The sequence below is a fragment of the Nocardioides sp. LS1 genome, from assembly GCF_003865225.1.
In the GTDB taxonomy this organism is placed as follows: Bacteria; Actinomycetota; Actinomycetes; order Propionibacteriales; family Nocardioidaceae; genus Nocardioides; species Nocardioides ginsengisegetis.
In genome coordinates this window covers 108,451-134,138 of record NZ_BIFF01000002.1, presented here as the reverse complement: position 1 = coordinate 134,138, position 25,688 = coordinate 108,451, and the positions used below count along the sequence as shown (strand labels likewise).

General features: G+C 72.4%; 24 protein-coding genes and 1 tRNA gene. 17 read left to right on the top strand and 8 right to left on the bottom strand.

What is annotated here, in order from left to right; genetic code table 11:
• Nucleotides 1-1,689 carry a SulP family inorganic anion transporter gene (locus EJF31_RS05380; protein WP_125036101.1) on the bottom strand — a complete coding sequence of 563 codons (1,689 nt, stop codon included), beginning with the start codon at nt 1,687-1,689 and terminating at the stop codon, nt 1-3.
• Between the two features lie 139 nt (nt 1,690-1,828).
• Between EJF31_RS05380 and EJF31_RS05375 the strand changes: the two genes are divergently transcribed.
• The 6 genes from EJF31_RS05375 (at nt 1,829) to EJF31_RS05350 (ending at nt 8,096) form a co-directional block, all read left to right on the top strand.
• Nucleotides 1,829-2,074: an SHOCT domain-containing protein gene (locus EJF31_RS05375; protein ID WP_125036100.1), complete on the top strand. Its 246-nt coding sequence runs from the start codon at nt 1,829-1,831 to the stop codon at nt 2,072-2,074.
• Nucleotides 2,071-4,788: a GNAT family N-acetyltransferase gene (locus tag EJF31_RS05370; RefSeq protein WP_125036099.1), complete on the top strand. Its 2,718-nt coding sequence runs from the start codon at nt 2,071-2,073 to the stop codon at nt 4,786-4,788. Before EJF31_RS05375 ends, EJF31_RS05370 begins: the two co-directional genes overlap by 4 nt.
• A gap of 142 nt (nt 4,789-4,930) precedes the next feature.
• The gene (locus EJF31_RS05365; protein ID WP_260430640.1) at nt 4,931-5,518 is read left to right on the top strand and encodes a hypothetical protein; all 588 of its coding nucleotides are present in this window, start codon (nt 4,931-4,933) and stop codon (nt 5,516-5,518) included.
• A gap of 150 nt (nt 5,519-5,668) precedes the next feature.
• Nucleotides 5,669-6,952, top strand: coding sequence for a hypothetical protein (locus EJF31_RS05360; protein WP_125036098.1), 1,284 nt, complete (start codon nt 5,669-5,671; stop codon nt 6,950-6,952).
• A complete protein-coding gene (locus EJF31_RS05355; protein WP_125036097.1) occupies nt 6,949-7,686 on the top strand; it encodes an SRPBCC domain-containing protein in 738 nt (245 codons plus the stop codon). The genes EJF31_RS05360 and EJF31_RS05355 overlap by 4 nt, the downstream gene beginning before the upstream one ends.
• A complete protein-coding gene (locus EJF31_RS05350) occupies nt 7,683-8,096 on the top strand; it encodes a pyridoxamine 5'-phosphate oxidase family protein (protein WP_125036096.1) in 414 nt (137 codons plus the stop codon). Before EJF31_RS05355 ends, EJF31_RS05350 begins: the two co-directional genes overlap by 4 nt.
• Nucleotides 8,097-8,164: 68 nt before the next feature.
• Here EJF31_RS05350 and EJF31_RS05345 read toward each other — a convergent pair.
• A tRNA-Leu gene (locus EJF31_RS05345) sits at nt 8,165-8,253 on the bottom strand.
• Nucleotides 8,254-8,331: 78 nt separating this feature from the next.
• On the opposite strand from EJF31_RS05345, the gene EJF31_RS05340 reads away from it, so the two are divergent.
• Complete coding sequence (locus tag EJF31_RS05340) at nt 8,332-9,687, top strand: M20/M25/M40 family metallo-hydrolase (RefSeq protein WP_260430639.1); 1,356 nt, start codon at nt 8,332-8,334, stop codon at nt 9,685-9,687.
• A 4-nt stretch (nt 9,688-9,691) separates the two neighbouring features.
• Here the strand turns inward: EJF31_RS05340 and EJF31_RS05335 are convergent, their stop codons facing one another.
• Both EJF31_RS05335 and EJF31_RS05330 read right to left on the bottom strand, forming a co-directional pair.
• A complete protein-coding gene (locus tag EJF31_RS05335) occupies nt 9,692-10,282 on the bottom strand; it encodes a GNAT family N-acetyltransferase (RefSeq protein ID WP_125036095.1) in 591 nt (196 codons plus the stop codon).
• A 50-nt stretch (nt 10,283-10,332) separates the two neighbouring features.
• Nucleotides 10,333-10,896 carry a dihydrofolate reductase family protein gene (locus tag EJF31_RS05330; protein ID WP_125036094.1) on the bottom strand — a complete coding sequence of 188 codons (564 nt, stop codon included), beginning with the start codon at nt 10,894-10,896 and terminating at the stop codon, nt 10,333-10,335.
• Between the two features lie 78 nt (nt 10,897-10,974).
• Here EJF31_RS05330 and EJF31_RS05325 point away from each other — a divergent pair, with 78 nt between their 5' ends.
• Genes EJF31_RS05325 through EJF31_RS05315 form a run of 3 tightly spaced genes read left to right on the top strand, consistent with a single transcriptional unit; the run spans nt 10,975 to nt 13,647 of the window.
• The gene (locus tag EJF31_RS05325; protein WP_125036093.1) at nt 10,975-12,120 is read left to right on the top strand and encodes a Cj0069 family protein; all 1,146 of its coding nucleotides are present in this window, start codon (nt 10,975-10,977) and stop codon (nt 12,118-12,120) included.
• A gap of 28 nt (nt 12,121-12,148) precedes the next feature.
• Nucleotides 12,149-13,156, top strand: coding sequence for a hypothetical protein (locus EJF31_RS05320; RefSeq protein ID WP_125036092.1), 1,008 nt, complete (start codon nt 12,149-12,151; stop codon nt 13,154-13,156).
• Entirely contained in the window at nt 13,153-13,647 is a 495-nt protein-coding gene (locus tag EJF31_RS05315; RefSeq protein WP_125036091.1) for a SigE family RNA polymerase sigma factor, read from the top strand. The genes EJF31_RS05320 and EJF31_RS05315 overlap by 4 nt, the downstream gene beginning before the upstream one ends.
• Before the next feature lie 22 nt (nt 13,648-13,669).
• Here EJF31_RS05315 and EJF31_RS05310 read toward each other — a convergent pair whose 3' ends face one another.
• Together EJF31_RS05310 and EJF31_RS05305 are read right to left on the bottom strand one after the other, a co-directional pair.
• Nucleotides 13,670-13,906: a DUF5703 family protein gene (locus EJF31_RS05310; protein WP_125036090.1), complete on the bottom strand. Its 237-nt coding sequence runs from the start codon at nt 13,904-13,906 to the stop codon at nt 13,670-13,672.
• Between the two features lie 3 nt (nt 13,907-13,909).
• Nucleotides 13,910-14,857, bottom strand: coding sequence for an aldo/keto reductase (locus tag EJF31_RS05305; protein WP_125036089.1), 948 nt, complete (start codon nt 14,855-14,857; stop codon nt 13,910-13,912).
• 120 nt (nt 14,858-14,977) lie between these two features.
• Here EJF31_RS05305 and EJF31_RS05300 point away from each other — a divergent pair, with 120 nt between their 5' ends.
• The gene (locus tag EJF31_RS05300; RefSeq protein ID WP_125036088.1) at nt 14,978-15,805 is read left to right on the top strand and encodes an undecaprenyl-diphosphate phosphatase; all 828 of its coding nucleotides are present in this window, start codon (nt 14,978-14,980) and stop codon (nt 15,803-15,805) included.
• 24 nt (nt 15,806-15,829) lie between these two features.
• Here EJF31_RS05300 and corA read toward each other — a convergent pair whose 3' ends face one another.
• Nucleotides 15,830-16,810, bottom strand: coding sequence for a magnesium/cobalt transporter CorA (gene corA / locus EJF31_RS05295; RefSeq protein ID WP_221767476.1), 981 nt, complete (start codon nt 16,808-16,810; stop codon nt 15,830-15,832).
• A 32-nt stretch (nt 16,811-16,842) separates the two neighbouring features.
• On the opposite strand from corA, the gene EJF31_RS05290 reads away from it, so the two are divergent.
• From EJF31_RS05290 to mshC, 4 genes are read left to right on the top strand one after another with little or no spacing between them, the layout of a single operon-like run.
• Nucleotides 16,843-17,580 carry a histidine phosphatase family protein gene (locus EJF31_RS05290; protein ID WP_125036087.1) on the top strand — a complete coding sequence of 246 codons (738 nt, stop codon included), beginning with the start codon at nt 16,843-16,845 and terminating at the stop codon, nt 17,578-17,580.
• A 10-nt stretch (nt 17,581-17,590) separates the two neighbouring features.
• Entirely contained in the window at nt 17,591-18,169 is a 579-nt protein-coding gene (locus EJF31_RS05285; protein ID WP_125036086.1) for a DUF3090 domain-containing protein, read from the top strand.
• A gap of 6 nt (nt 18,170-18,175) precedes the next feature.
• Nucleotides 18,176-18,955 (top strand): SCO1664 family protein, encoded by a 780-nt coding sequence (locus tag EJF31_RS05280; RefSeq protein WP_260430637.1) that lies wholly within the window; start codon nt 18,176-18,178, stop codon nt 18,953-18,955.
• 24 nt (nt 18,956-18,979) lie between these two features.
• The gene (gene mshC / locus EJF31_RS05275) at nt 18,980-20,215 is read left to right on the top strand and encodes a cysteine--1-D-myo-inosityl 2-amino-2-deoxy-alpha-D-glucopyranoside ligase (RefSeq protein ID WP_125036085.1); all 1,236 of its coding nucleotides are present in this window, start codon (nt 18,980-18,982) and stop codon (nt 20,213-20,215) included.
• 3 nt (nt 20,216-20,218) lie between these two features.
• Here the strand turns inward: mshC and EJF31_RS05270 are convergent, their stop codons facing one another.
• Entirely contained in the window at nt 20,219-21,067 is an 849-nt protein-coding gene (locus tag EJF31_RS05270) for a PAC2 family protein (RefSeq protein WP_125036084.1), read from the bottom strand.
• Between the two features lie 222 nt (nt 21,068-21,289).
• On the opposite strand from EJF31_RS05270, the gene metH reads away from it, so the two are divergent.
• Both metH and EJF31_RS05260 read left to right on the top strand, forming a co-directional pair.
• Nucleotides 21,290-25,027, top strand: coding sequence for a methionine synthase (gene metH / locus EJF31_RS05265; RefSeq protein ID WP_260430636.1), 3,738 nt, complete (start codon nt 21,290-21,292; stop codon nt 25,025-25,027).
• Complete coding sequence (locus EJF31_RS05260; RefSeq protein ID WP_125036082.1) at nt 25,020-25,682, top strand: HAD family phosphatase; 663 nt, start codon at nt 25,020-25,022, stop codon at nt 25,680-25,682. The genes metH and EJF31_RS05260 overlap by 8 nt, the downstream gene beginning before the upstream one ends.
• Nucleotides 25,683-25,688 lie beyond the last annotated feature (6 nt).

Genomic DNA, 25,688 nt, shown 5'->3' with positions numbered 1-25,688 from the left:
TCACCCTGCGTCGGGACGGCGGTGGTCCCGCCACGCCTCGAAGGCGGCCACGGCGGTCGGCAGTGTCGGGAAGACGTGGTCCTCCCCGATCCGGTCCAGGAGCCCGGTCGGCAGGAGGTCGCCGCGGAGGTCCTGCTTGACCCGGGCGAGCGCCATCACGATGCCGCGTCCCTCCAGCTCGGCGCGCAGGGTCTCCAGCACGTCGACGGCGGTGATGTCGACCTCGACGATCGCCTCGGTGTTCAGCACGAACCACTCCACCGGCGTCTCGTTGGCGTCGACGGCCGCCAGCGCGCGGCGGTGGAAGTCCTCGGCGTTGGCGAAGAACAGCGGCGAGTCGTAGCGGTAGACGAGCAGGCCGGGCACGCGCCTGGCGTCGGGGTAGTCGGCGACGTCGTGCATCCCGGCCACGCCGGGGGCATAGCCCTCGACCGCGTCGTGCGGGCGGGCCACCCGGTGCAGCAGGTCGAGCACGGACAGCGCGATCGCCACGAGGATCCCGTCCAGGACGCCCACGACGAGGACGGCCAGGGTCGTGGCGAGGGCGAGCACGAGCTCGCTGCGGCGGAACCGGGCGAAGCGGACCAGCTCGCGGACGTCCACGAGCCGCACCGCGGCGTACACCACGACGGCGCCGAGCGCCGGCAGCGGGAAGGCCGCCAGCACCGGACCGGCCGTCACGATGGCCAGCACGGTGCAGACGACCGTGACCACGCTGGTGAGCTGGCTCCGGCCGCCGACGGCGTCGGCGATTGCGGTGCGGCTGCCGCTGCTGCTCACGGGAAAGCCGTGCAGGAGTGCCGACCCGAGGTTGGCGGCGCCGAGCGCGAGCATCTCCCGCTGCGGGTCGATCGCCTGCTGGTGGCGGGCCGCGAACCCCCGGCCGGTCAGGATGTTGTCGGTGAAGCCCACGAACGCCACCCCCAGCGCGGGGAGCAGGAGGCCGGTCACGTCCCCGGCCGAGATCGCGGGCAGGCCGGGGTGCGGCACCCCGACGGCCACCGTCCCGACGAGCCGCACTCCGTGCGCCTCCAGGTCGAGCAGGGCCGCGGCTGCCGTCGCCGCCAGGATCCCGGCCAGGGCGACCGGGGCGCGCGGCCAGACGGCCGAGCTCACGAGCATCGCGACGAGGGTGAGGCCGCCCAGGAGCAGCGCCGGCACGCGGGTGTCGCCCAGGTGGCGCACCGTGAACGAGACCTCCTGCAGGAAGCCGTCGCCGACGACGGTGAAGCCCAGCAGCTTGCTCAGCTGGGAGCTGACCATGATCGCGGCCATCCCGGCGAGGTAGCCGACCAGGACGGGCCGGGAGAGCAGGTCGGACAGGGCCGCGAGGTGACCGAGCCGACCCAGCAGGCAGAAGAGGGCCACCGCGAGCGCCAGCGCGGCCGCGAACGCACTGGGGTCGGCCAGCGCTCCGGGGACCGACCCGAGGGCGGCCGCCGTCATCAGCGCCGTCGTGGACTCCGGCCCCACCGAGAGCTGGCGCGACGACCCCAGCAGGGCGTAGCCGAGCAGGGCGCCCACCGACGCCCAGAGCCCCGCCACCGCCGGCAGCCCGGCCAGCTGGGCGTAGGCCATCACCTGGGGGATGAGGTACGCCGTCACCGTGACGCCCGCCAGCAGGTCGCCGCGCAGCCAGCCCCGCTCGTAGTGCCGGGCCCAGTCGGGGACCGGGATGCGCGCCTCCATGCGGACACGCTAGGGGTCCGGAGGCCGTCGTGCGTGCAGGACGACGGTCATCCCGCTCGGGACCTTGTGCCCTGATCAGCCGTCCCGCGCCCTTCTAGCGTCGAGGGCGACGCAGCGTCGAGGATCAGGAGGCAGGGCGATGATGGACGGATTCGGTATGGGTGGTGGAGGCGACGGCCTCACCGCCGTGCTGCTGGTGCTGGTGTGGATCGTGACGGCGGCGGCCATGTTCGCGGCCGGCTACCTGACCGCGCGGCACGGGGCCGGCAGCCTGACCGGACGACCCCAGGACGACTCGGTGGCCCTGCTGCGCCGACGACTGGCCGCCGGCGAGATCGACGACGAGCAGTACCTCCGCCTGCTCTCCACGATGGAGAGCCGATGACCAGCGCGCCGGCCCAGCCCGTGGCGGCGGTCGACGTACTGCTCGCGGACGGCACGATCGCGACCATCCGTCGCGTCGTGCCGTCGGACCACGAGGGACTGCTCGCCCTGCACGACCACCTGGCCGAGGAGAACCTCCGGATGCGGTTCTTCGGGCTCAACCGGGCGGCCGGCCACGACTACGCCGAGCACCTGGCCGCGTCGGTCGGCTCGACCGAGGTGCTCGCGCTCGTCGCCCTGGTGGGCGGCGACCTCGTCGCCGTGGCCAGCGCCGAGGTGATGGCCGAGGGCACCGCCGAGATCTCCTTCCTCGTGGCGGACTCCGCACACGGTCTCGGCCTCGGCACCCTCCTGCTCGAGCACCTGGCCGCCGAGGCGCGCGGCCGGGGGATCCTGGAGTTCACCGCCGACGTCCTCGTGGACAACCACGCCATGCTCCGCGTCCTGGCCGACTGCGGCTTCGACCTCCAGCGCCGGACCGACACGGGCGTCGTGACCTTCCACATGGGGACGACGGCGACCGAGCGCGCGGTCGCCGCGGCCGACGCCCGCGAGGCCGGTGCCGAGGCCCAGTCGCTCGCCCCCCTCCTCTACCCCCGCAGCATCGCCGTGGTCGGCGTCCGTCGCTCCGGCGGCGGCGTCGGGCGTGCGGTCCTTGAGGAGGTCGTCGACGGCGGCTTCACCGGCGAGGTGTACGTCGTCCACCCCGGCGGCCCCGAGGCGCTCCCCGAGGCGTCCGGAGCCCGGGTCGTCCCCGACCTGGCCGCGATCGGGAGCCCCATCGACCTGGTCGTCGTGGCGGTCCCGGCCGGCCGGGTGCTGGACGTGGTCCGCGACGCGGCGCACGCGGGTGCCCGGTCCGCGGTGATCCTGACCTCCGGCTTCGGCGAGGCAGGCGCCGACGGCGCACAGGCCCAGCGCGAGCTCGTCGCGATCGCCCGCCGGCACAGCATGCGGCTCGTCGGTCCCAACTGCCTGGGCGTGATGACCACCGACGCCGACGTACGTCTCAACGCCACGTTCACGCGCGGCCTGCCCCAGCCCGGCGGCCTGGCGGTGGCGTCCCAGCCGGGCGGTGTCGGCATCGGGCTGCTCGACCTCGCCCGGGAGTCCGGCGCCGGTCTCGCCTCGTTCGTGTCCCTCGGCAACAAGGCCGACGTCTCCGGCAACGACCTGCTCGCGGCCTGGATGGACGACCCCCGCGTCAGCGCCGCGGCGCTCTACCTCGAGTCGTTCGGCAACGCCCGCAAGTTCGCCCGGATCGCCCGACGCTTCGCCCAGCGCAAGCCCCTCCTGGCCGTGGTGGGCGGACGGTCCACCGGTGGACGCCGGGCGGGTGCCTCCCACACCGCCGCCGCGGCAGCACCCACGGTGGGTGTCGACGCGCTGTTCGCCCAGTCCGGCGTGATCGGCTGCAGCAGCCTCGAGGAGCTCGCGGACGCGGCCCGGCTGCTGACCAGCCAGCCGCTGCCGTCCGGCCCCCGGCTGGCCATCGTCGGGAACGCCGGCGGGCTGGGAGTCCTGGCCGCCGACTCGGCGACCGCCGGGGCGCTCGTCGTCCCCGAGCTCAGCCCGGTCCTCCAGGAGGCCCTCACCGCCCGGATGCCGGGCGCCGCAGGTCTGAGCAACCCGATCGACCTGGGCGCCGCGGCCAGCGCCGACGGCCTGCTCGCCACGACCGAGACCGTGCTGGCCTCCGACGAGGTGGACGCGGTGCTCGTCATCGTCGCCGCCACGAAGGTGACCGACGCGGACGGGTTCCTGCGCGGCCTCGCCGACGCGCGGACGGCCGGGGTCGACAAGCCGCTGCTGCTGGTCGCCCTGGGCGGCGCGGCGGTCCCCGAGGACTCGTCGCGTGCGTTCGCCGCCTTCCGGTCGGTCGAGGACGCCACCCGCGCCCTCGCCCACGCCGCGTCGTACGCCGCATGGCTGGACACGCCGGCCCTGCCCGCGGTCGTGCGGATCCCGGGTGCGGCGGACCGCGCCCGTCCGGTGGTCGACGCCGCGCCGGCGGAGGCCGGCACCGATGGCTGGCTGCGGCCCGCACAGTGCCGCGAGCTGTTGTCGGCCTACGGGATCGACGTGCTCGGTGGCCGGGTCGAGCGGAGGCTGTCGCGGATCCTCACCGCCGCGCACGAGATCGGCTACCCGGTGGTGCTCAAGGCTGCCGACCCGGCGGTGGTGCACAAGACCGAGCGGGGCCTGGTCCGGCCCGGCCTCAAGGCCCCCGACGAGGTGCTCGAGGCCGCCGCAGACCTCGAGCTGAAGCTCGGCGTGCCCGAGCCCGAGCTGCTCGTCCAGGCCCAGGTGCCGGCGGGCGTCGAGGTCGCGGTCGGCGTGGTCCGCGACGACGGCTTCGGGCCGCTGGTGATGGTGGCCGCCGGGGGAGTGGCCACCGACGTGTGGGACGACCGCGTCTTCCTGCTGCCGCCGCTGACCGCGGTCGACGCGGCCCGTGCGGTCCGGCGGCTCCGGATCTGGCCGCTGCTCGCCGGCCATCGCGGCGCGAAGCCCGTGGACGTCGCGGCCCTGGAGGCGCTGTTGCAGGCCGTGGGCCAGCTGGCGGTCGAGGTGCCCGAGCTCGCGGAGATGGACCTCAACCCGGTCATCATGTCCGAGGCGGGTGCGGCCTGCGTCGACGTGAAGGTGCGCCTGTCGCCGCCGGCGCGCCCCGCCGACGACGGCGTGCCGCGCAAGCTGCGCCCCGCGCCCTGACGCCCTCGTCGAGGGGCCGTTCGCCGCCGGGTGGGGGTCCAAGGACCCGCCCGGCGGCGACGTCCTCCTCTCCCGGGCCGTGCCGGCCAGCCGTTGGATGGAGGCAGAAGAACATCCGACGACAACACCGAGGAGGGTCACCATGACCACCATCCACGACCGCATCCACAGCGGCCTGGTGACGCACCACGTGGCCGAGCAGCCGCGCGGCCTCACCACCTACGCAACTCGCGCCCTGGCGGTCCTCCGGATGGCCTTCGGACTGACCTTCCTGTGGGCGTTCTTCGACAAGCTGCTCGCGCTCGGCTACCACACCGGCTACGACCAGGCCGGTCACCTCGACCGGTTCGGTGACGCGGCGTGGATCCACGGCGGCAGCCCCACCGAGGGCTTCCTGAAGTTCGGGGCCAAGGGCCCGTTCGAGAGCTTCTACCACTCGATCGCCGGGTCGGCGTGGGCCGACTGGCTGTTCATGCTCGGCCTGCTGGGCATCGGCACCGCACTGACCTTCGGGATCGGCATGCGGATCGCCGCGGCGGCCGGAGCCCTGCTCTACCTGATGATGTGGTCGGTCTACCTGCTCCCGGACAACAACCCGGTCATCGACGACCACATCCTCGGCGCCGTGTCGATGGTCGTCCTCGGCCTCACCTATGCGGGCGACACCTGGGGTGCCGGGAAGCTGTGGGCACGCACCTCGATCGTCCAGCGCTGGAAGGTCCTGCGCTAGCCCTTGCGGGCAGTGCCTCGACGGCGGCGGCCCGGGTCCACAGGGACCCGGGCCGCCGCCGTGCGCCGTCATGGGCCGGATGACCTTGGTCCCGCCTGCGACGGAGCATCGACCCTTGGACCCGGCGTCCCGGCCCGCGAGCGTGGAGGCATGACCCGGCAGTCGTCCCCCGGCCTCGTGCGCGAGCACGACGCACCCCCGTCCGGCCAGCCCGTGGGCAGCCCGCCCCCTCCTCGCCTCGCCGTCGGGCCCCTGACCGTGGCCCTGGGGGCCGTGACGCTCGTGGCGTCCGCCGGCACCGTCCTGCTCCCGGACGTCCTGTCCGGGCCCGCCGCGATGATCGGGTCGGCACGGGGCACCGCCCTGGTCATCCTCGTCGTGGGCCTGCCCCTCCTCGCCGCTTCCGCCATGGCCGCCGCCCGCGGGTCGCGCCGGGGCGAGATCGTCGTGACCGGCGTGACGGCGTACCTGCTCTACAACGCCGTCATGTTCGTGCTCGCCACTCCCTTCAACGGCTTCTTCCTGCTCTACGAGGCGATGCTGGGGCTGGCCATCCTCTCGCTGGTGACCGGGTCGCTCCGGGTCTGGCGACGTGCCCCGGAGCGCGTCGTGACGCCGGCCCGATGGGTCGCGGTCTACATCTGGGTCGTCGCGGCGCTGAACGCCGCTGCCTGGCTGGCCAAGGTGCTGCCGGCGCTGGCGGGGTCGCACCCGACGGACCTCCTGGACGGCACCGGGCTGACGACCAACCCGGTCTTCGTGCAGGACCTGGCCTTCTGGCTGCCGGTGATGTTCTGGCTGGGCGCCGGTGTCTGGCGGGCCGATCCCCGGCGTTGGGCGCTGGCCGCCGCAGGCTCGGTGTTCTGGGTCGTCGAGGCCCTCGGCGTGGCGATCGACCAGGCGTGGGGGCACGCCGCGGACCCCGCCTCCTCGGTCGCCTCGGACGCCCTGGTGCCGGTGTTCCTCGTCCTGGCCCTGGTCGGGATCGCGCCGGCCGCGGTGCTGCTGCACCGCGCGGACCCGGTCGCGGCGTCCTCGGGGACCTGGCGCCCGCAGCCGCACCGCAGCGTGCTGGGCTGGGTGGCGGCCCTCAACGCCGTCGCCGCCGTCGGCGGCGCCTGGGGCCTCGCCTCGGGGAGCCTGGACCTCGGCGCCACGATCGAGGCGCGCCTGCCCGCCGGGAGCCCGGTCCTCGCCGCGGTCGCGCTGGCGCTTGCCGTGGCGCTGCCCAACACCGCGCTCGCCGTGCTCGCGCTGCTCGGCGACCGGCGTACGCCGCTGGCGGCCGTCGTCACGGGCGTCGTGCTCGTGGGGTGGATCGTGGTCGAGCTGGCGTTCATCCGTGGGCTCAGCTTCTTCCACCCGCTCTACACGGCCATCGGGGGCCTGCTGATCTGGCTGGGCCGCTCCGCAGCCGTGCGGGGTGCCCCGTGATCACCCGGCGGCGGGCCGGCGCCGCGGGCCTCGCAGTCGGCTACCTCGCGCTCCAGTGGCTGGGGCGCACCTACGGGACCTCCCGCGAGGAGCGCCGGGCGGCCATGCCCGGCGACGACCTCGTGAGTCGCCCGCAGACCCGGGTCACCCACGCCATCACGATCCCGGCCCCGCCGGACCGTGTCTGGCCGTGGCTGGCCCAGGTGGGCTGGCACCGCGGCGGCTGGTACACCGCCCGCTGGGTGGACGTGCTGCTGTTCCCCGACAACCTGCCGAGCGCGGACCGCGTGCTCGACGACTTCCAGCAGCTCGAGGTGGGAGACCTGGTCCCCGACGGCCGCCCGGACACCGAGTGCTTCTTCGTGGTGCGCGAGTGCGAGCCCGGGCAGCGACTCGTCCTGCAGTCCACCACGCACCTGCCGCTGTCCTGGCGGCTCCGGGACAGGGCTCGCATCAACTGGACGTGGAGCTTCGTCCTGACCCCCGAGCCCGGCGGCAGCGCGACCCGACTGGTCTTCCGCTGGCGGGCCCGGACCCGTCCGTGGTGGTTGACCCTGGGGGCGCACCTGCTGATCGTGCCCGCCGACTTCGTCATGTCCCGCGACATGCTCATCGGCCTCCGCGAGCGCGCGGGGGAGCGGGTCGATGGTCCCGCCGCCACGGGCCGCCCGGCTCTGGAGGGAGAGGCGTCGCCGGCGCGACCCTCGGGGTATCGACGAAAGGGACAGCGATGAGCACCAACGAACGATGGTTCCCCGGCCACCTCAAGGAGCTCTCGGAGGCGGAGTGCCTCGAGCAGCTGGGCGAGCACCACGTGGGCCGGGTCGCCTACTGCGACCAGGACGGCCCCGTCGTCATCCCGGTCAACTACGTCGTGGAGGGGCGCAACATCCTGCTGCGGCTCTCGCCCCACGCCACGCTCGCGTCGCACCTGCGCTCGGCCGACGCGTCCTTCCAGATCGACGAGTTCGACGACTACACCCAGTCCGGGTGGAGCGTCCTGCTGCGCGGCCACGCGACGTACGTCGATGTGGCCGACCATCCGGCTGCCACGGAGCTGATCCCGTGGGCCGAGGGCCAGCGGAGCCTGCTGGTGCGGATCGCCGCCCGCGAGATCACCGGGCGCCGCCTGCTGCCGGCGTAGCGGTCTCGACGGGGTGCGAAATGCGAAGAAGGACCGGGTCGAAAACCCGGTCCTTCTCGGTGTCCTGCTGGTGTCCGAGGGGGGACTTGAACCCCCACGCCCTAATACGGGCACTAGCACCTCAAGCTAGCGCGTCTGCCAATTCCGCCACCCGGACGAGTGCGAAGGAACCGTATCAAAGGGAAGCCCCAGAACTCACATCGGCCCCACCACAGGGAGATGACATGCTGGCCCCATGTCCGACCCCATGTCCGACCCCAGCCTGCAGGCCGCTTCCGACCCGCGTCACGACCCCGCCGCCGAGGTCGTCGAGCTGTGCCGTGACCTGATCCGGATCGACACCTCCAACTACGGCGAGGAGGAGGGTCCGGGGGAGCGGAAGGCCGCCGAGCTGGTGGCCTCGCTGCTCGACGAGGTCGGCATCGAGAGCCGCCTCCACGAGTCCGAGCCCGGCCGTACGTCGCTCATCGCGACCTGGGGCGGCTCCGGCGCGGCCCGGCCCGACCAGGGCGCCCTGCTGCTGCACGGCCACCTCGACGTGGTGCCCGCGGCACCCGAGGACTGGCAGGTCGACCCGTTCTCCGGCGAGGTCCGCGACGGCTACGTCTGGGGCCGGGGCGCGGTGGACATGAAGGACTTCGACGCGATGCTGCTCTCGGTCGTGCGGGCGCGCGCCCGGGCCGGCCGGGTCCCGGACCGTCCGGTCGTGCTCTGCTTCACCGCCGACGAGGAGGCGGGCGGCCACAAGGGCGCCGAGCACCTGCTGGGCGTGGCCCGTGACGAGCTCGAGCAGTGCACCGAGGCGGTCGGCGAGGTCGGTGGTTTCAGCACCACCGTCCGCGGTCGCCGGATGTACCTCATCGAGGCCGCCGAGAAGGGCATGGCCTGGATGAAGCTGACCGCCCGCGGCCGGGCCGGTCACGGCTCCATGATCAACCGCGACAACGCCGTCACCGAGCTCGCCGCCGCCGTCGCCCGCATCGGCGCCCACGACTGGCCGGTCCGCCTCACGCCCACCATGAAGACCCTGCTGGCCGCCGTCGCCGAGCTGGCCGGCACCGAGGCCACGCCCGAGAACGCCGAGGCCCTGGTCGAGGAGTTCGGGGGAGCGGCCCGGATGCTCGGCGCGGTGCTGCGCAACACGACCAACCCGACCATGCTCGACGCCGGCTACAAGGTGAACGTCATCCCGACGGAGGCGTCCGCCCACGTCGACGGCCGATTCCTGCCGGGCTTCGAGGACGAGTTCTTCGCGACCCTGGCCGAGCTGTGCGGCGACGGCATCGACATCGACTACGTCTCCAAGCAGCAGCCGTGGGAGACGCCGTACGACGGCGACCTGGTCGACGCGATGAGCCGCTCGATCCTCGCCGAGGACCCCGACGCGATCGTGGCGCCGTACCTCATGAGCGGCGGCACCGACGCCAAGCACTTCAACAAGCTCGGGATGCGCTCCTACGGCTTCGCGCCGCTGCGGCTGCCGTCCGACCTCGACTTCACCGCGCTGTTCCACGGGGTCGACGAGCGGGTGCCGGTCGACGCGCTGGAGTTCGGGGCCCGGGTCTTCGACCGGTTCCTCGACGACATCTGAGGTCTCACGCGGCGCCCGTGCTGGCGGCCACCTCACGCACCATCACGCAGTTGCCCTGGCCCTTGGGCCGGTCGTAGGTGAAGCCCTCGCGCTCGTACATCGTGCGGGTGGCGTTGTAGAGGAATGACGCGTTCTTCTTCCGGACCCCGGCGGTGTCGTGCGGGTAGCCCTCGACGCGGCCCCCGCCGGCCTGCGCGATCAGCTCGACGGCCCCGCGCAGGGCGACCGCCGCCAGGCCCTGACCGCGGTGGCTGCGCTCGACCAGGATGCAGGTGACGCGGTAGTCGGGCGGTCGCTCGGCGGTGGCGTCGTACTCCTTGCGGTGGTGGATGTTGGGCAGCTCGTCGGGGGAGCCGTACTCCGCCCAGGCGACGGCCCGGTCGCCGTCGTAGACCAGGGCCGCGTGCGCGATCCCCTCGGCCACGAGGCGTTGCTTGAGCGCCCGGTTGCCCTCGGCGGTCTGGCCCTTCTCCGCACACGCGGGGTGGAACCACGTGCACCAGCAGCTCGCGAACATGCCCTTGTTCCGCTCGACGACAGCGGCGAAGTCGTCGAACGTCTCGGGCGTCAGTGCCTTGATCGTGTAGTCGGACACGCCGGCAACCTACTCCCGAAGGCGGACGTCCTGCGTCCGGTTTGGGTGGGTCAGCGCCGGGATTCGTAGTGGGACAGGACCACGCCGTCCGGGAAGGTCCTGGTCTCCACGAGGCGCAGGTCCACCCAGGAGTCCAGCGCGCTGAAGAACGGCGTGCCGCCGCCGACCAGCACCGGGTGCGTGACCACCTGGTACTCATCGATCAGGCCGGCGCGCATCGCCGCGCCCGCCAGGGTGGCCCCACCGATCTCCATCGGGGCGCCGTCCTCGGCCTTCAGCCGGGCGATCTCGACCACGGCGTCGTCGGTGAAGAGGCGGGCGTTCCCGCTGACCTCGTCCAGGGTCGAGGAGAACACGACCTTGGGCGTCGCCTGCCAGATGCGGGCGAACTCCACCTCGATGGGGTCGGCGTCCGGCTGCTGGTCGGCGGTCGGCCAGTGCGCGCTCATCACCTCCCACAGCTTGCGGCCGTAGAGGGAGACCCCGATCTCGCGGGCTCGGTCGTTGTACCACTGGTGCAGCTCGGCTCCGGGCACCCCCCAGCCGATGTCGTCGCCGCGCGCGGCGATGTAGCCGTCCAGGGTCACGTTCATCGCGTAGGTCAGTGTCCGCACGGTGCCAGCCTCCCATCCGTGGCGGCCTCCCGTCCGTCGACCGCGCCGTGCGAAGCCGCCGCACCCTAGTCTCGGGTCATGGTCGGCAGGGGCGTGGTCGACGCCGACGAAGTCGTGCGGGTCGCGGTGCTGTTCCGGGCGCCCGGGCCGGAACGTGCCCTGAGCCCGCGGCTGACGCCCATGGCCGAGGCGCTCGGCGAGCGCGGCCTCCACGTGGTCCCGGTGCCCTACGCCGAGGGTCGGGAGGCTGAGCTGGCAACGGCACTCGACGGTGTGGACGGCGTGCTGGTGTGGGCGGACCCGCTCAGCGACGACGGCGACCGGCACGGCCTGGACGAGCTGCTGCGCCGGGTCGCCGCGGCCGGGGTCTGGGTGAGCGCTCACCCGGACACGGTCGACCGGCTGGGCACCAAGGAGGTGCTGGTGGCGACCCGGCAGATGACGTGGGGCAGCGACGCCCACGTGTACCGGAGCGTCGAGCAGTTCCACGCCGAGTTTCCGCATCGGCTCGCCGCCGACGGGGTCCGGGTCCTGAAGGCGACCCGCGGCAACGGCGGGCGAACGGTGTGGAAGGTGCGGCTGCCCAATGGCCCGTCGGCGACGGCGCCCGGCCCCGCGCACGTCGTGGAGGTCCAGCATGCGCGGATCCGGGACGGATCGAGCGTGACCATGCCGTTGACCCGGCTCGTCGACACCTGTGCCGGCGCCTTCGACGCCTGGGGCGGAGCGGGCGCGCTGGTCGACCAGGAGTTCATCGGTGGCGTCACGAGCGGCATCGTCCGCTGCTATCTCGTGGGTGGGCAGGTGGTCGGGTTCGCCCGCCAGTACCCCAGCGGAGCCGTCCCGGACGGTCCGCTCCGGGTCGTCACGGGCACAGGCCCCTCGGCGCTCGAGGTGATGGGGCTTCCGTCACCCAAGACCATGTACCCGCCCGAAGAGCCCGCCTTCGCAACCCTGCGTCATCGCCTGGAGACGGAGTGGGTGCCCAACATGCTCCTGCAGGTAGGGCTCCGGGCCGGCGACCTGCCGGCGCTGTGGGACATCGACCTGCTGATCGCCGACTCAGGTCCCGGCGAGGGCGAACCGCGGTTCGTGCTGTGCGAGGTCAACGCCAGCAGCGTCCTCCCGTTCCCGCCCGGGTCACCGGCACAGGTCGCGGCGCACGTGGCCCGACAACTGGCCGGCCCCACCACCCCTCCGGGGGCCTCGCTCATCGCGTACTGATGGGTGAGGCTTGGGATGGGAGGCACCGATGGACACGTTGCAGGACCGGCTGGCGGCGCTGGCCGAGGTCGCACCCACGGGCGGAGCGCCCGCCGCGGAGCTCTGGTCGCGGGGCAAGCGGGCCCGCCGCCGGCGGGTGGCGGTCGTGGCAGCCAGCCTGCTGGTGGTCGGCGCCATCGGTGCCGGGATCGGGGTCGGCCTGGCCGGGGGAGCGGACGACCACTCCCGCGTGGAGCCGGCAGGGACCGTGGGGTTCACGCTTCCCCTGAACTATCCCGGGCGCGCGGACCTGCCGAGGCTGGGCGCGGCTCCCGGCCCGCTCGCGGCGCTCTGGCTGACCCCTCGCTCGGGCGGCAGGGTGCCGGAGGTCGTCGCCCTCGTCGCGGAGACCGGGACGTTCGGCACGCTGTCGCTCGACCTGCCCCGGTACGACTCCGAGGTGACGGGCCAGGACGTGGCGTTGTCGACCGACGGCCGACGGGTGGCCTACCTGTCCCCGACGCGAGACCTGGTCGTCCACGACCTGGTGACCGGCGACGACGTCAGGCCCGCCATCCTGACCCGGCCGGGCTTCACCTGGGTCGATGCCACCCACCTGTTCGGCCACGACGGCGCGAGGGGCGGGGACGCCGACGCCTGGGTGTGGCAGCCGGGCACGGAGCCGAGGCTGGTCGACTACTACGCGTTCACCGCGGGCTTCGCCCTCGTGCCTCCCGAGCCGGTCCTCGAGCACCCGGACTGCTCGACGCCACCGACCGTCACGGACAGCACCGGCAGGCTCGGGACCGAGAATCCCCAGGGCGGATCCGAGTTCCAGGTGCCCTGGCTGTGCGACGTCCTGGGTGTCATCGGCACCCACACGCTGCTGGGTCACGACCCCAACGACCAGGTGGTCGCCCTGGACGTCCACGACGGCCCTGCCTTCGGCGATCCCAACCTGCGTCGGGTGGTCGCCCTGCAAGGCGCACCGCTGCGAGCCACATTTGCCACCGACCTGATCGGAGAGGCGCTCACCCCGCAGGGCGGTGCGTCATGACCGGGTACGCCGACTTCGAGGCGTTCGTGGTCGCCCGCAGGCACGCGCTGCTGCGCACCGCCTACCTGCTCACCGGTGACCCCGACGACGCCGAGGACCTCGTCCAGACGACCCTCATCAAGGTGGTCCCGAGGTGGACCCGCATCGGCGACCGCCCCGAGCCCTATGTCCGCAAGGTCCTCGCCCGCGAGTCGGTCAACCGGTGGCGGCGTCGCCGCTGGCGCGAGATGAGCACGCAGGAGATCCCGGACGTGCCGCAGCATGAGGGACCCGACACCGCGGATCGCCTGACGTTGCTCGAGGACCTCAGGAGGTTGTCGCCACGACAGCGCGCCGTGCTGGTCCTGCGGTACTTCGACGACCTCTCGGAGGCCGACACCGCCGCAGCCCTCGGCATCTCGGTGGGCACGGTCAAGTCCCACACGCGTGACGCGCTGGCCCACCTCCGCAGCCAGCAGTCGGGCGAGAGGCCCTCCACGGCCGCGACCTGAAGCCGCGGCCGACCGGCGCTCCTCAGGCCGTCCGCACGGCCCGGATGATCTTGCGCCGCAGCACGACGCGGCGGGTGCCGTCGGGCGTGATGTGCACCCGGTCGAGCTCCCAGCCGCCGTGCTCGGCGCGCTCGACGAGGAGCTTGGTGACCACCCCGCGCGGGAACTCCCGCGAGAACGTCACCCGGTCGAACTCCCACTCGACCCCGCGGGCCCGCTCCCGGGCCTTGTCGCGGACGCTCAGGTGGCGGGAGGCCACGGCTCAGTCCCCGGAGACGTCGTCGAGGGCCTCGACGATCTCGGCGGGCAGGGTCAGCTCCTCGACCCCGAGGGCGCCGCGGAGCTGGTTGGCGGTGCGGGCGCCGACGATCGGGGCGGTGACGCCGGGCCGGTCGCGCACCCAGGCGAGGGCGACCTCGAGCGAGCTCCAGCCCAGCCCCTCGGCCGCGCGGGCCACGGCCTCGACGATCTGCGCGGACCGGTCGCCGAAGTAGGCGCTGACGAAGTTGGCGAAGTGCGAGGAGGCGGCGCGCGAGTCGGCCGGCGTGCCCGAGCGGTACTTGCCGGTCAGCACGCCGCGTCCCAGCGGCGACCAGGGCAGCACGCCCAGGCCGAGCGCCTCGGCGGCCGGGATCACCTCGTGCTCGACGGCCCGGTTGAGCAGGGAGTACTCCACCTGTGTGGAGGCCAGCACCGCCCGGCCGGGGACGGCGCGCTGCCAGGTGGCGGCCTGGGCGGTCTGCCAGCCGGTGTAGTTCGACACCCCGACGTACGACGCCCTGCCGGACGAGACCGCGATGTCGAAGGCCGACAGCGTCTCCTCCAGGGGCGTCTCGTCGGACCAGATGTGGACCTGCCAGAGGTCGACGTGCTCGACGTCGAGCCGCTTCAGGGACGCGTCCAGCGAGGCGAGGAGGTGGCCGCGGGAGGTGTTGTACTGCCGCGCCCCGCGGGCCGAGCTGATGCCGGCCTTGGTGGCCAGCACGACCTCGTCGCGGGCGACCACGTCGCCGATCAGCGTGCCGATCAGCTCCTCGGACGCGCCGTTGCCGTAGCCGGCCGCCGTGTCGAGGAGGGTGCCGCCGGCCTCGGCGAACGCGATGAGCTGGTCACGGGCCTCGTGCTCGTCGGTGTCCCGACCCCACGTCATCGTCCCGAGACCCAGCCGGGACACCTTGAGGCCGGTGGCGCCGACAGACCGCTGCTGCATGGGCGCAACCGTATCCGGCAGACGCACGGGACGACGCGCGCCACGTCGAAGTCCGGACACGCAGGGTTCACCCGGGGGTTCAGGTGAACGGCAGGTGGGACTCGTACCCTTGCGACCACCATGAACTACTTCGACGCCATCATCCTCGGGATCGTGGAGGGGCTCACCGAGTTCCTGCCGGTCTCCAGCACCGGCCACCTCACGATCGTCGAGAAGATGCTGGGCCTCGACCTCGAGGACCCCGCCGTCACCGGCTTCACCGCCGTCATCCAGATGGGCGCCATCGCCGCGGTGATCCTCTTCTTCTTCAAGGACATCTGGAAGATCGTCCGGGCCTGGACCCTCGGCCTGGTCAAGCCGGAGTACCGCGGCCAGCTCGACCACCGGATGGGCTGGTACGTCATCGTCGGCACCATCCCGGTCGGCATCGCCGGGCTGCTGCTCAAGGACGTCATCAAGAACGACCTGCGCTCGCTGTGGGTCGTCGCGACCGGCCTGCTCGTGTGGAGCGTCGTGATGGTCGTCGCCGAGCGCCTCGGCCGGCAGACCCGCACCGAGCGCGAGCTCGGCCTCGTCGACTCGATCGTCGTCGGCGTCACCCAGATCGCCGCGCTCGTGCCCGGCGTCTCCCGCTCCGGGGCCACCATCTCCGCCGGCCTGCTCCGCGGCCTGGACCGCGTCACCGCCACCCGGCTCAGCTTCTTCCTGTCCATCCCGGCCCTGCTGGCCGCGGGGCTCTTCGAGCTCAAGGACGCCCTGGGTGGCGACATCGGGGTGGGGGAGACGGTGGTGGGCACCGTCGTCTCCTTCGTCGTGGCGTACGCCGCCATCGCGTGGTTGCTGCGCTTCGTCGCGCACCACTCGATCGTGTGGTTCGTGCCCTACCGCGTGGTGCTCGCGCTGGTGCTCATCGGGCTGCTGGCCACCAACACGATGTCCTCGACCTGACCCCTGGCGGGCCCGGGGTCGGGCTCAGAGCCAGCCGGACTTCTTGAAGAACACCCACAGGGCCACCGAGGTCAGCACCATGAGGGCGATCGAGAACGGGTAGCCCCAGTACCACCCGAGCTCGGGCATGTGGTTGAAGTTCATGCCGTAGACCCCGGCGATCAGGGTGGGCGCGGCCACCAGCCCGACACCGGCCGAGATCTTGCGCATGTCCTCGTTCTGCTGCACCGAGATCCGGGCGAGGTGCGCCTCGAACGCCGTGGACAGCAGGCCGTCGAGGGTGTCCACGACCTCGGCCGCGCGGGCCAGGTGGTCGGCGACGTCGCGGAAGAACGGCGCGGCCTCCTCCTGGATGCCGGGGACCAGGCCGGAGGAGAACCGCCGCATCGGCTCGCGCAGCGGCATCACCGCGCGGCGTACCTCGGCGATCTCGCGCTTGAGGGTGTAGATCCGGACCGAGTCGTTGGTGCGGGCGGGGGAGAAGACCGACGCCTCGACCTCGTCGACGTCGATCTCCAGCTCGGCGACGACGTCGGTGTAGCCGTCGACGACCCGGTCGCACACGGCGTACACGACTGCGGAGGGTCCGTGGTTGAGCACCGCCTCCTGCTCCTCGAGGTGCTCGCGCGCGGAGTGCAGCTCGGAGCCGTGGCCGTGGCGCACGGTGACGATGAAGTCCTCGCCGACGAACATGTTGATCTCCCCGGTCTCGACGGCGTCCTCCTCGTCGACGTACCAGAGCGTCTTGAGCACCAGGAACAGGCTGTCGTCGTAGCGCTCGAGCTTGGGGCGCTGGTGGGCGTTGACGGCGTCCTCGACCGCGAGGTGGTGGAGCCCGAAGGCGACGGCGACGTCCTCGAGCTCGGCCTCGCTGGGCTCGTGCAGCCCGATCCAGACGAAGTCTCCGGGCTCGGTCACCCGGGAGCGCATCTCGTGGAGGTCGGAGGGCCCGCAGTCCACGGGGACCCGGACTCCCTTGCGGTACAGGGCGCTGTCGACGATCACGTGGTCACGGTAGTCCCACTACAGTCCCGGACATGGCAACCGTGATCCTCGTGCGACACGGCCGGACGACCGCCAACGCCACGGGCGTGCTGGCGGGCCGGCTCCCGGGCGTGAAGCTGGACGAGACCGGGCAGGGGCAGGCCACGCGCGCGGCCGAGCGGCTCCGCACGGTCCCGCTGGCCGCGATCGTGAGCAGCCCCCTCGAGCGGTGCCGGCAGACTGCCAAGGCGATCATGGGAGCCCAGCACGGCCCTCTGACGATCTCCAGCGACCGCGCGATCACCGAGTGCGACTACGGCGACTGGCAGGGCCGGCCGCTCAAGGACCTGGCCAAGGAGAAGCTCTGGGCCACGGTCCAGGCGCAGCCGTCGGCCGCGACCTTCCCCGGAGGTGAGTCGCTCGGCGCCATGCAGGCCCGCGCCGTGGCCGCCGTACGTCGCCACGACGCGGCGGTCGAGTCGCAGCACGGGGCCGGCGGCGTGTGGGTCGCGGTGAGCCACGGCGACATCATCAAGTCGATCCTGGCCGACGCGCTGGGCATGCACCTCGACCTCTTCCAGCGGATCAACGTCGACCCGGCGTCGATCTCGATCGTGCGCTACACCAGCAGCCGCCCCTACGTCCTGGCGACCAACACCCACGCCGGCGACCTCGGCTGGCTCGCACCCCACCCGAAGGCCGGTTCGAAGGGCAGTGCGAAGGGCAGGGCACGCAAGAGCGCCGACGCGGCCGTGGGTGGGGGAGCGGGTCCCGCTTCCGCGACGTCCTAGGGTTGGCGCCATGGCACCCCTCGTCCACGGATTCGACCCGCCGGAACGGTTCGTCGCGGGCACGGTCGGCGAGCCCGGCTCCCGCACCTTCTTCCTGCAGGCGCGTTCCGGCGCGCGCCTGGTCAGCGTCGCCCTGGAGAAGCAGCAGGTCGCAGCCCTCGCCGAACGCATCGACGAGCTGCTCGACGAGGTGATGGCCAGCGAGCTCAACGAGGCCATGATCCCCGCCGTCGCGCCGATCGGCCTCGAGGACGCCGACCCGCTGGAGCAGCCGATCGAGGAGGAGTTCCGCGCCGGCACGATGACCCTCTCGTGGGACCCCGACGACGAGCGCGTGGTCATCGAGGTCTTCCCCTACATGGAGGCGGCGGTGATCTCCCCGGAGCAGGTCGACGAGGACTTCGAGGAGCCCGAGCCCGACGAGATCTTCCTGGTCCGGCTGCCGGCCGGTGCCGCGCGGGCCTTCGTCAAGCGCGCCGCGCAGGTGCTCGAGGCGGGGCGTCCGAGCTGCCCGTTCTGCGGCAACCCCATCGACCCCGACGGCCACCTCTGCGTGCGCGCCAACGGGTTCCGTCGCCGGGACCCGTGATCGCCGGTGACCCGCGTCGGACCGCCTGACTCGGCGCTGCTCGAGGACGAGATCGTCCTGCACGGGCGGGTGCTGCCTGCCTCGAACGCCACGTTCGTCGGCGAGATCGGGGACGTGAAGGTCGTCTACAAGCCGGTCGCCGGGGAGCGGCCCCTGTGGGACTTCCCCGACGGCACCCTGGCCGGACGCGAGCTGGCGGCGTACCTCGTCTCCGAGGCCATCGGCTGGGACGTCGTCCCCCAGACCTGGCTCCGCGAGGGACCGCACGGCCTCGGCATGGTCCAGCGCTGGCAGGAGCCCGACGAGGAGCAGGTCGCGGTGACGCTGGTCGCCGAGGGAGAGGTCCCCGACGGCTGGAGGCACGTCTTCGACGGGATCGACGGCCACGACCGGCCCGTCTCACTGATCCACGAGGACACCACCCCGCTGCGTCGGATGGCGGTCTTCGACATCGTGGTCAACAACGCCGACCGCAAGGGTGGTCACGTGCTGGAGATGAGCGACGGACACCGCTACGGCGTCGACCACGGCGTCACCTTCCACACCGACCCCAAGCTCCGCACGGTCCTGTGGGGCTGGCTCGACGAGCCGCTCACGGCCGAGGAGCTCGCGGGTGTCCGCGCCGTGCGCGAGGCGCTGGACGGCGCGCTGGGCGACGAGCTCGGCTTCCACATCAGCCCGCTCGAGATCGAGGCGACCCGACGGCGGTGCGAGCGGCTGGTCGCCCGGGGCCGGATGCCCACGCCGCGCGGTGAGTGGCCCGCGGTCCCGTGGCCACCGTTCTGAGGCGCACCCTCTAGGCTGCACGACATGCGTACGTGGCAGTCGCCGACCGTTCCGACCCTGACCGTCCAGGGCCCGCCCGTGACCCTGCACGACACCGCGTCCGGCGGCCGCGTCACCACCAGCCCCGACGGTGCCGCCCGGCTCTACGTCTGCGGCATCACGCCGTACGACGCCACGCACATGGGCCACGCCGCCACCTACGTCGCCTTCGACCTGCTCAACCGGGCCTGGCGCAACGCCGGCCACGACGTCACCTACGTCCAGAACGTCACCGACGTCGACGACCCGCTGCTCGAGCGGGCCACCAAGGTCAAGGTCGACTGGGTCGAGCTGGCCGAGCGCGAGACCGAGCTGTTCCGCCAGGACATGGTCGCCCTGCGCGTGCTGCCGCCGGACCACTACGTCGGCGCCGTCGAGTCGATCCCGCTGGTGATCGCACTCATCGAGAAGCTCCAGGAGACCGGGGCGATCTACCGCGTCGAGGACGACCTCTACTTCTCGGTGACCGCCGACCCGAAGTTCGGGGACGTCTCCGGCTTCGACCGCGACGAGATGCTGCGGATCTTCCCCGAGCGCGGCGGTGACCCCGACCGCGCCGGCAAGAAGGACCCGCTCGACTGCGTCGTCTGGCGCGGCGAGCGCCCGGGTGAGCCGTCCTGGGAGAGCCCGTTCGGCAAGGGCCGCCCCGGCTGGCACATCGAGTGCACCGCGATGGCGCTGGAGTTCCTCGGGCAGGCCTTCGACGTCCAGGGCGGCGGCAGCGACCTGGTCTTCCCCCACCACGAGATGTGCGCGGGCGAGGCGCAGGTCGTGACCGACGCGCCGTTCGCCAAGGCCTACGCCCACGCCGGCATGGTCGCCTACGACGGCGAGAAGATGTCCAAGTCGCGCGGCAACCTGGTCTTCGTGTCCGCGCTGCGCAACAGCGACGTCGACCCGATGGCGATCCGGCTGACGCTGCTGCGCCACCACTACCGCAGCGACTGGGAGTGGCTCGACGCCCAGCTCTGGGACTCCCTCGACGACGTCAACCGCTGGCGCAAGGCGCTGTCGCTGGGCGCCGGTGCGCCGGCCGCGCCGGTCGTGGAGGAGATCCTCGCGGCGCTGGCCGACGACCTCGACGCGCCGCGGGCCGTGGCAGCCGTCGACGCGTGGGCCGACGCCACCCTCGGCATCGACCAGCTCGCCGACACCAGCGACCGCGACGCCGCGGTCACGATGATCTCGGTGCTCGACGCCGCCCTCGGCCTCTCGCTCTGAGCGCTACTCGTCGTCGTCGCGGCGCTTGAGGTAGCGCTCGAACTCCCGCGCGATCGCCTCGCCGGACGCCTCCGGCAGGTCGGTCGTGTCGCGGGTCTCCTCGAGCGCCCGCACGTAGTCGGCGACGTCCTCGTCCTCCTCGGCGAGCTCGTCGACGCCGCGCTCCCAGGCACGGGAGTCCTCGGGCAGGTCGCCCAGCGGGATGCTCACCTCGAGGAGGTCCTCGAGCTGGCCGATCAGCGCGAGCGTCGCCTTGGGGCAGGGCGGCTGCGCGACGTAGTGCGGCACGGCCGCCCAGTAGGAGACCGCCGGGATGTCGAGGCGCACGCAGGCGTCCTGGAAGACCCCGACGATGCCGGTCGGGCCTTCGTACGTCGACTGCTCCAGCTTGAGCCGGTCCACCAGCTCGGGCTCGGTGGCCGTCCCGGTCACCGGGATCGGGCGGGTGTGCGGGGTGTCGGCCAGCAGTGCGCCGAGGGTGATGACCAGCTCGGCACCGAGGTCGTCGCAGGCCGCGAGGAGCTCGGCGCAGAACTGCCGCCAGCGCATGTTGGGCTCGATGCCGCGGACCAGGATCACGTCGCGGTCCAGGTCGGGCGGGGAGGCGATCGCGATCTGGGTGCTGGGCCAGGTCAGACGACGGTGCCCGTTGTCGTCGGTGCCGACCACCGGCCGGTTGACCTGGAAGTCGTAGAACTCCTCCGGGTCGATCGCGCCCACGATGCGCGCGTTCCACACCTTGATGAGGTGGTCGACCACGGAGGAGGCGGCATCGGCAGCGTCGTTCCACCCCTCGAAGGCCGCGATCACCACGGGGTCCACCAGGTCGGGGGCGTCGTCGATCTCGATCACGTTTCCAGCCTAGTCATCGAGGCGTCACCGCGTAGTCGTTGACCCCTCCCGCGTGTGGGGGATGGTCCGGCGAGGATTTCGTCGGGTCCACGGGCCGGTGGGACGATGGCGATCCGTAGCCAGCATGTGAAAAGCCGGTCCACGTTGTGGACAGCCTTTCTAGGCTGGTGGAGGTCGGGCTCGCCACACGGGGGAGATCCGGCCCTCACGAGAGGACTCGCGTTGCCCGAGACGACCGCCCCGCACCTGCGCCCGGACCTCACCGAGGACCTTCGCGCGGCCATGCGCGAGCGGATCCTGCTCCTCGACGGCGCCATGGGCACCCTGATCCAGGGCTACCAGCCGGGGGAGGCGGACTACCGGGGCGAGCGCTTCGCCGACTGGGAGCGCGACGTCAAGGGCAACAGCGACCTGCTCAACCTGACCCAGCCGGCGATGATCGCGGAGATCCACCGCGAGTACCTCCGGGCCGGCGTCGACATCGTCGAGACCAACACCTTCACCGCGACCTCGATCGCCCAGGCCGACTACGGCATGGAGGACCTCGCCTACGAGATCAACCTCGAGGGCGCCCGGATCGCGCGGCTGGCCTGCGACGAGTTCTCGACCCCGGACAAGCCGCGCCTGGTGGCCGGCTCGCTCGGCCCGACCAACCGGACGGCCTCGATCTCCCCGGACGTCAACGACCCCGGCGCCCGCAACGTCTCCTACGACGAGCTCGTCGCGGCGTACCTCGAGCAGGCTCGCGGCCTGGTCGACGGCGGCTCCGACCTCCTGCTGGTCGAGACGATCTTCGACACCCTCAACGCCAAGGCCGCGATTTTCGCGCTCGAGACGCTCTTCGAGGAGCACGGCCGGCGCTGGCCGGTCGTGATGAGCGGCACCATCACCGACGCCTCCGGCCGCACCCTGTCGGGGCAGGTCACCGAGGCGTTCTGGAACTCCGTGCGCCACGTGCGCCCCCTCGCCATCGGCCTCAACTGCGCGCTGGGTGCCGCCGACCTGCGCCCCTACGTCGCGGAGCTCTCGCGGCTGGCCGACACCGCGGTGTCGGTGCACCCCAACGCGGGCCTGCCCAACGCCTTCGGCGAGTACGACGAGACGCCCGAGCAGATGGCGTCCCTCCTGGGGGAGTTCGCCACCAGCGGGCTGCTGAACATCGTCGGCGGCTGCTGCGGCACCACCCCCGACCACGTCCGGGCCATCGGCGAGGCCGTCGCCGCCGCCGCGCCCCGCGACCCGGCGGGCCCGCGCCCCGCGATGCACCTCGCCGGCCTGGAGCCGCTGAACATCACCGGCGAGAGCCTGTTCGTCAACGTCGGCGAGCGCACCAACATCACCGGCTCCGCCCGCTTCCGCAACCTGATCAAGGCCGGCGACTACGACACCGCCCTCACGGTGGCCGCGCAGCAGGTCGAGAGCGGCGCGCAGGTCATCGACGTCAACATGGACGAGGGCATGATCGACGGCGTCGCCGCGATGGACCGCTTCCTCAAGCTGGTCGCCTCCGAGCCCGACATCAGCCGGGTGCCGGTGATGGTCGACTCCTCCAAGTGGGAGGTCATCGAGGCCGGCCTCAAGTGCGTGCAGGGCAAGCCGATCGTCAACTCGATCTCCCTCAAGGAGGGCGAGGAGGCGTTCGTCGCGCACGCCACGCTGTGCCGCAAGTACGGCGCCGCCGCGGTCGTGATGGCCTTCGACGAGGACGGCCAGGCCGACAACCTCGAGCGCCGCAAGGCGATCTGCCAGCGGGCCTACTCGATCCTCACCGAGCAAGTCGGCTTCCCGGCCGAGGACATCATCTTCGACCCCAACGTCTTCGCGGTCGCGACCGGCATCGAGGAGCACGCGTCGTACGGCCTGGACTTCATCGAGGCCACCCGCTGGATCAAGGAGAACCTCCCCGGTGCCCTGGTCTCCGGCGGCATCTCCAACGTGTCCTTCTCGTTCCGCGGCAACAACCCGGTCCGGGAGGCGATCCACGCCGTCTTCCTGTTCCACGCCATCCGCGCGGGGCTGGACATGGGCATCGTCAACGCCGGTGCGCTCGCGGTCTACGACGAGGTCGAGCCGGAGCTGCGCGAGCGGATCGAGGACGTCGTCCTCAACCGCCGCCCCGACGCCGCGGAGCGTCTCCTCGAGATCGCCGAGGCCCACAACCGGGTCGGCGAGGTCGAGGAGGCCGGCGTCGAGGAGTGGCGCGGCCTGCCCGTCGGCGAGCGGATCACCCACGCGCTCGTCAAGGGCATCGACGGCTTCGTCGAGGACGACACCGAGGAGCTCCGCGCCGAGATCGCGGCCCGCGGCGGTCGCCCGATCGAGGTCATCGAGGGCCCGCTGATGGACGGCATGAACGTCGTCGGTGACCTGTTCGGCGCCGGCAAGATGTTCCTGCCCCAGGTCGTGAAGTCGGCGCGCGTGATGAAGAAGGCCGTCGGCTACCTCATCCCGTTCATCGAGCAGGAGAAGGTCGACAACCCCGAGTACGCCACCGCCAAGGACACCAACGGCACGATCGTGATGGCCACCGTCAAGGGCGACGTCCACGACATCGGCAAGAACATCGTCGGCGTGGTCCTGCAGTGCAACAACTTCGAGGTCATCGACCTCGGGGTGATGGTGCCCGCGCAGAAGATCCTCGACACCGCCCGCGAGATCGGCGCCGACGCCATCGGCCTGTCCGGGCTGATCACGCCCTCGCTCGACGAGATGGTCAACGTCGCCTCGGAGATGCAGCGCCAGGGCTTCGACATCCCGCTGCTCATCGGCGGCGCCACGACCTCCCGGGCGCACACTGCGGTCAAGGTCGACGGCAAGTACGACGCCCCCGTGGTCTGGGTCAAGGACGCCTCGCGTTCCGTGCCGACGCTCGCCTCCCTGCTGCACGCGACCCGTCGCGAGCAGCTGATGGCCGACGTCCAGGAGGACTACGACGCGCTGCGGGCTCGCCACGCCGCCAAGCACGACCGGCCGATGGTGAGCATCGAGCAGGCGCGCGCCAACCGCACCCCGGTCGAGTGGGACGGCTACGCGCCGCCCGCCCCGCGGGCGCCCGGCACCCACGTGCTCACCGACTACGACCTCGCGGAGCTGCGCGACTACATCGACTGGCAGCCCTTCTTCAACGCGTGGGAGATGAAGGGCAAGTTCCCCGACATCCTCAACAGCCCCGCCACCGGCGAGGCCGCCCGGGCGCTCTACGACGACGCCCAGGCGATGCTGGACCGGATCGTCGCCGAGAAGTGGCTGACCGCCAACGCGGTCTTCGGCTTCTTCCCCGCCAACGCGGTCGGCGACGACATCGAGGTCTACACCGACGAGTCCCGGTCGGAAGTGCTCACCACGCTGCACAACCTGCGGCAGCAGGGCGAGCACCGCGCGGGCGTGCCCAACCGCTCCCTCGGCGACTACGTGGCGCCCCGGGAGACCGGGCTGGCCGACCACGTCGGGGCCTTCGCGGTCACGGCGGGGCTCGGCGCCCAGGACCGGATCGCGTCGATGAAGGCCGACCACGACGACTACTCCGCGATCATGCTCGAGGCGCTGGCCGACCGGCTCGCCGAGGCCTTCGCCGAGCGGCTCCACCAGCGGGTCCGCACGGAGTTCTGGGGACACGAGCCCGACGAGCAGCTCGCCAACGAGGACCTGATCGCCGAGAAGTACCACGGCATCCGGCCCGCCCCGGGCTATCCCGCCTGCCCGGAGCACACCGAGAAGCGCACCCTGTGGGAGCTGCTCGACGTCGAGGCCACGACCGGCATCACGCTGACCGAGAGCATGGCCATGTGGCCCGGCGCCGCCGTCTCCGGCTGGTACTTCTCCCACCCGCAGGCGCAGTACTTCGTCGTCGGTCGGGTCGGGCGCGACCAGGTCGTCGACTACGCCGAGCGCAAGGGCTGGGAGCTCACCGAGGCCGAGAAGTGGCTCTCGCCCAGCCTCGGGTACGACCCGGATGACTGACCTGCCCTCCGCCGTCCTGTGGGACATGGACGGCACCCTCGTCGACACCGAGCCCTACTGGATCGAGACCGAGTTCGCGCTCGCCGAGCGGTACGGCGGCACCTGGTCGCGCGAGCACGCCCTCAACCTGGTCGGCAACGACCTGCTCGAGTCGGGCCGCTACATCCGCCGGCACATGGGCATCGACCGGGAGCCCGAGGACATCGTCGAGGAGCTCCTCGACGGGGTCGTGGCGCGGGTCCGCCAGCAGGTGCCGTGGCGGCCGGGTGCCGTCGAGCTCCTGCACGAGCTGCACGACCGCGGGGTGCCCTGCGGCCTGGTCACGATGTCCTACCAGCGCTTCGTCGACCCGATCCTGGCGGCGCTGCCCGCCTCGGCCTTCGACGTCGTCGTCACCGGTGACTCCGTCAGCCGCGGCAAGCCGCACCCCGAGCCCTACCTGACCGCCGCCGAGCGGCTCGGCGTCGACCCGGCCGACTGCCTGGCCATCGAGGACTCCGACACCGGCACCCGCTCCGCCGTCGCGGCGGGCTGCGGCGTGCTGGTCGTGCCGAACCACGTGACCGTGCTCGCGGGGGAGCGGCGGGTTTTCGCCGACACGCTGGCCGACCTCGACGTCGCGGCCGTGTGGGCGACGTACCGTGCGTCCTGCTGAGGGCCG

What these genes read in the sequence shown, in the direction of transcription:
- EJF31_RS05370 (WP_125036099.1), top strand. Translation starts at nt 2,071, where the DNA reads ATGACCAGCGCGCCGGCCCAGCCCGTGGCGGCGGTCGACGTACTGCTC.
- EJF31_RS05365 (WP_260430640.1), top strand. Translation starts at nt 4,931, where the DNA reads ATGACCACCATCCACGACCGCATCCACAGCGGCCTGGTGACGCACCAC.
- EJF31_RS05360 (WP_125036098.1), top strand. Translation starts at nt 5,669, where the DNA reads ATGACCCGGCAGTCGTCCCCCGGCCTCGTGCGCGAGCACGACGCACCC.
- EJF31_RS05325 (WP_125036093.1), top strand. Translation starts at nt 10,975, where the DNA reads ATGGTCGGCAGGGGCGTGGTCGACGCCGACGAAGTCGTGCGGGTCGCG.
- EJF31_RS05320 (WP_125036092.1), top strand. Translation starts at nt 12,149, where the DNA reads ATGGACACGTTGCAGGACCGGCTGGCGGCGCTGGCCGAGGTCGCACCC.
- EJF31_RS05260 (WP_125036082.1), top strand. Translation starts at nt 25,020, where the DNA reads ATGACTGACCTGCCCTCCGCCGTCCTGTGGGACATGGACGGCACCCTC.
- EJF31_RS05350 (WP_125036096.1), top strand. Translation starts at nt 7,683, where the DNA reads ATGAGCACCAACGAACGATGGTTCCCCGGCCACCTCAAGGAGCTCTCG.
- EJF31_RS05375 (WP_125036100.1), top strand. Translation starts at nt 1,829, where the DNA reads ATGATGGACGGATTCGGTATGGGTGGTGGAGGCGACGGCCTCACCGCC.
- EJF31_RS05380 (WP_125036101.1), bottom strand. Translation starts at nt 1,689, where the DNA reads ATGGAGGCGCGCATCCCGGTCCCCGACTGGGCCCGGCACTACGAGCGG.
- EJF31_RS05340 (WP_260430639.1), top strand. Translation starts at nt 8,332, where the DNA reads ATGTCCGACCCCATGTCCGACCCCAGCCTGCAGGCCGCTTCCGACCCG.
- EJF31_RS05300 (WP_125036088.1), top strand. Translation starts at nt 14,978, where the DNA reads ATGAACTACTTCGACGCCATCATCCTCGGGATCGTGGAGGGGCTCACC.
- mshC (WP_125036085.1), top strand. Translation starts at nt 18,980, where the DNA reads ATGCGTACGTGGCAGTCGCCGACCGTTCCGACCCTGACCGTCCAGGGC.
- EJF31_RS05290 (WP_125036087.1), top strand. Translation starts at nt 16,843, where the DNA reads ATGGCAACCGTGATCCTCGTGCGACACGGCCGGACGACCGCCAACGCC.
- EJF31_RS05305 (WP_125036089.1), bottom strand. Translation starts at nt 14,857, where the DNA reads ATGCAGCAGCGGTCTGTCGGCGCCACCGGCCTCAAGGTGTCCCGGCTG.
- EJF31_RS05285 (WP_125036086.1), top strand. Translation starts at nt 17,591, where the DNA reads ATGGCACCCCTCGTCCACGGATTCGACCCGCCGGAACGGTTCGTCGCG.
- EJF31_RS05315 (WP_125036091.1), top strand. Translation starts at nt 13,153, where the DNA reads ATGACCGGGTACGCCGACTTCGAGGCGTTCGTGGTCGCCCGCAGGCAC.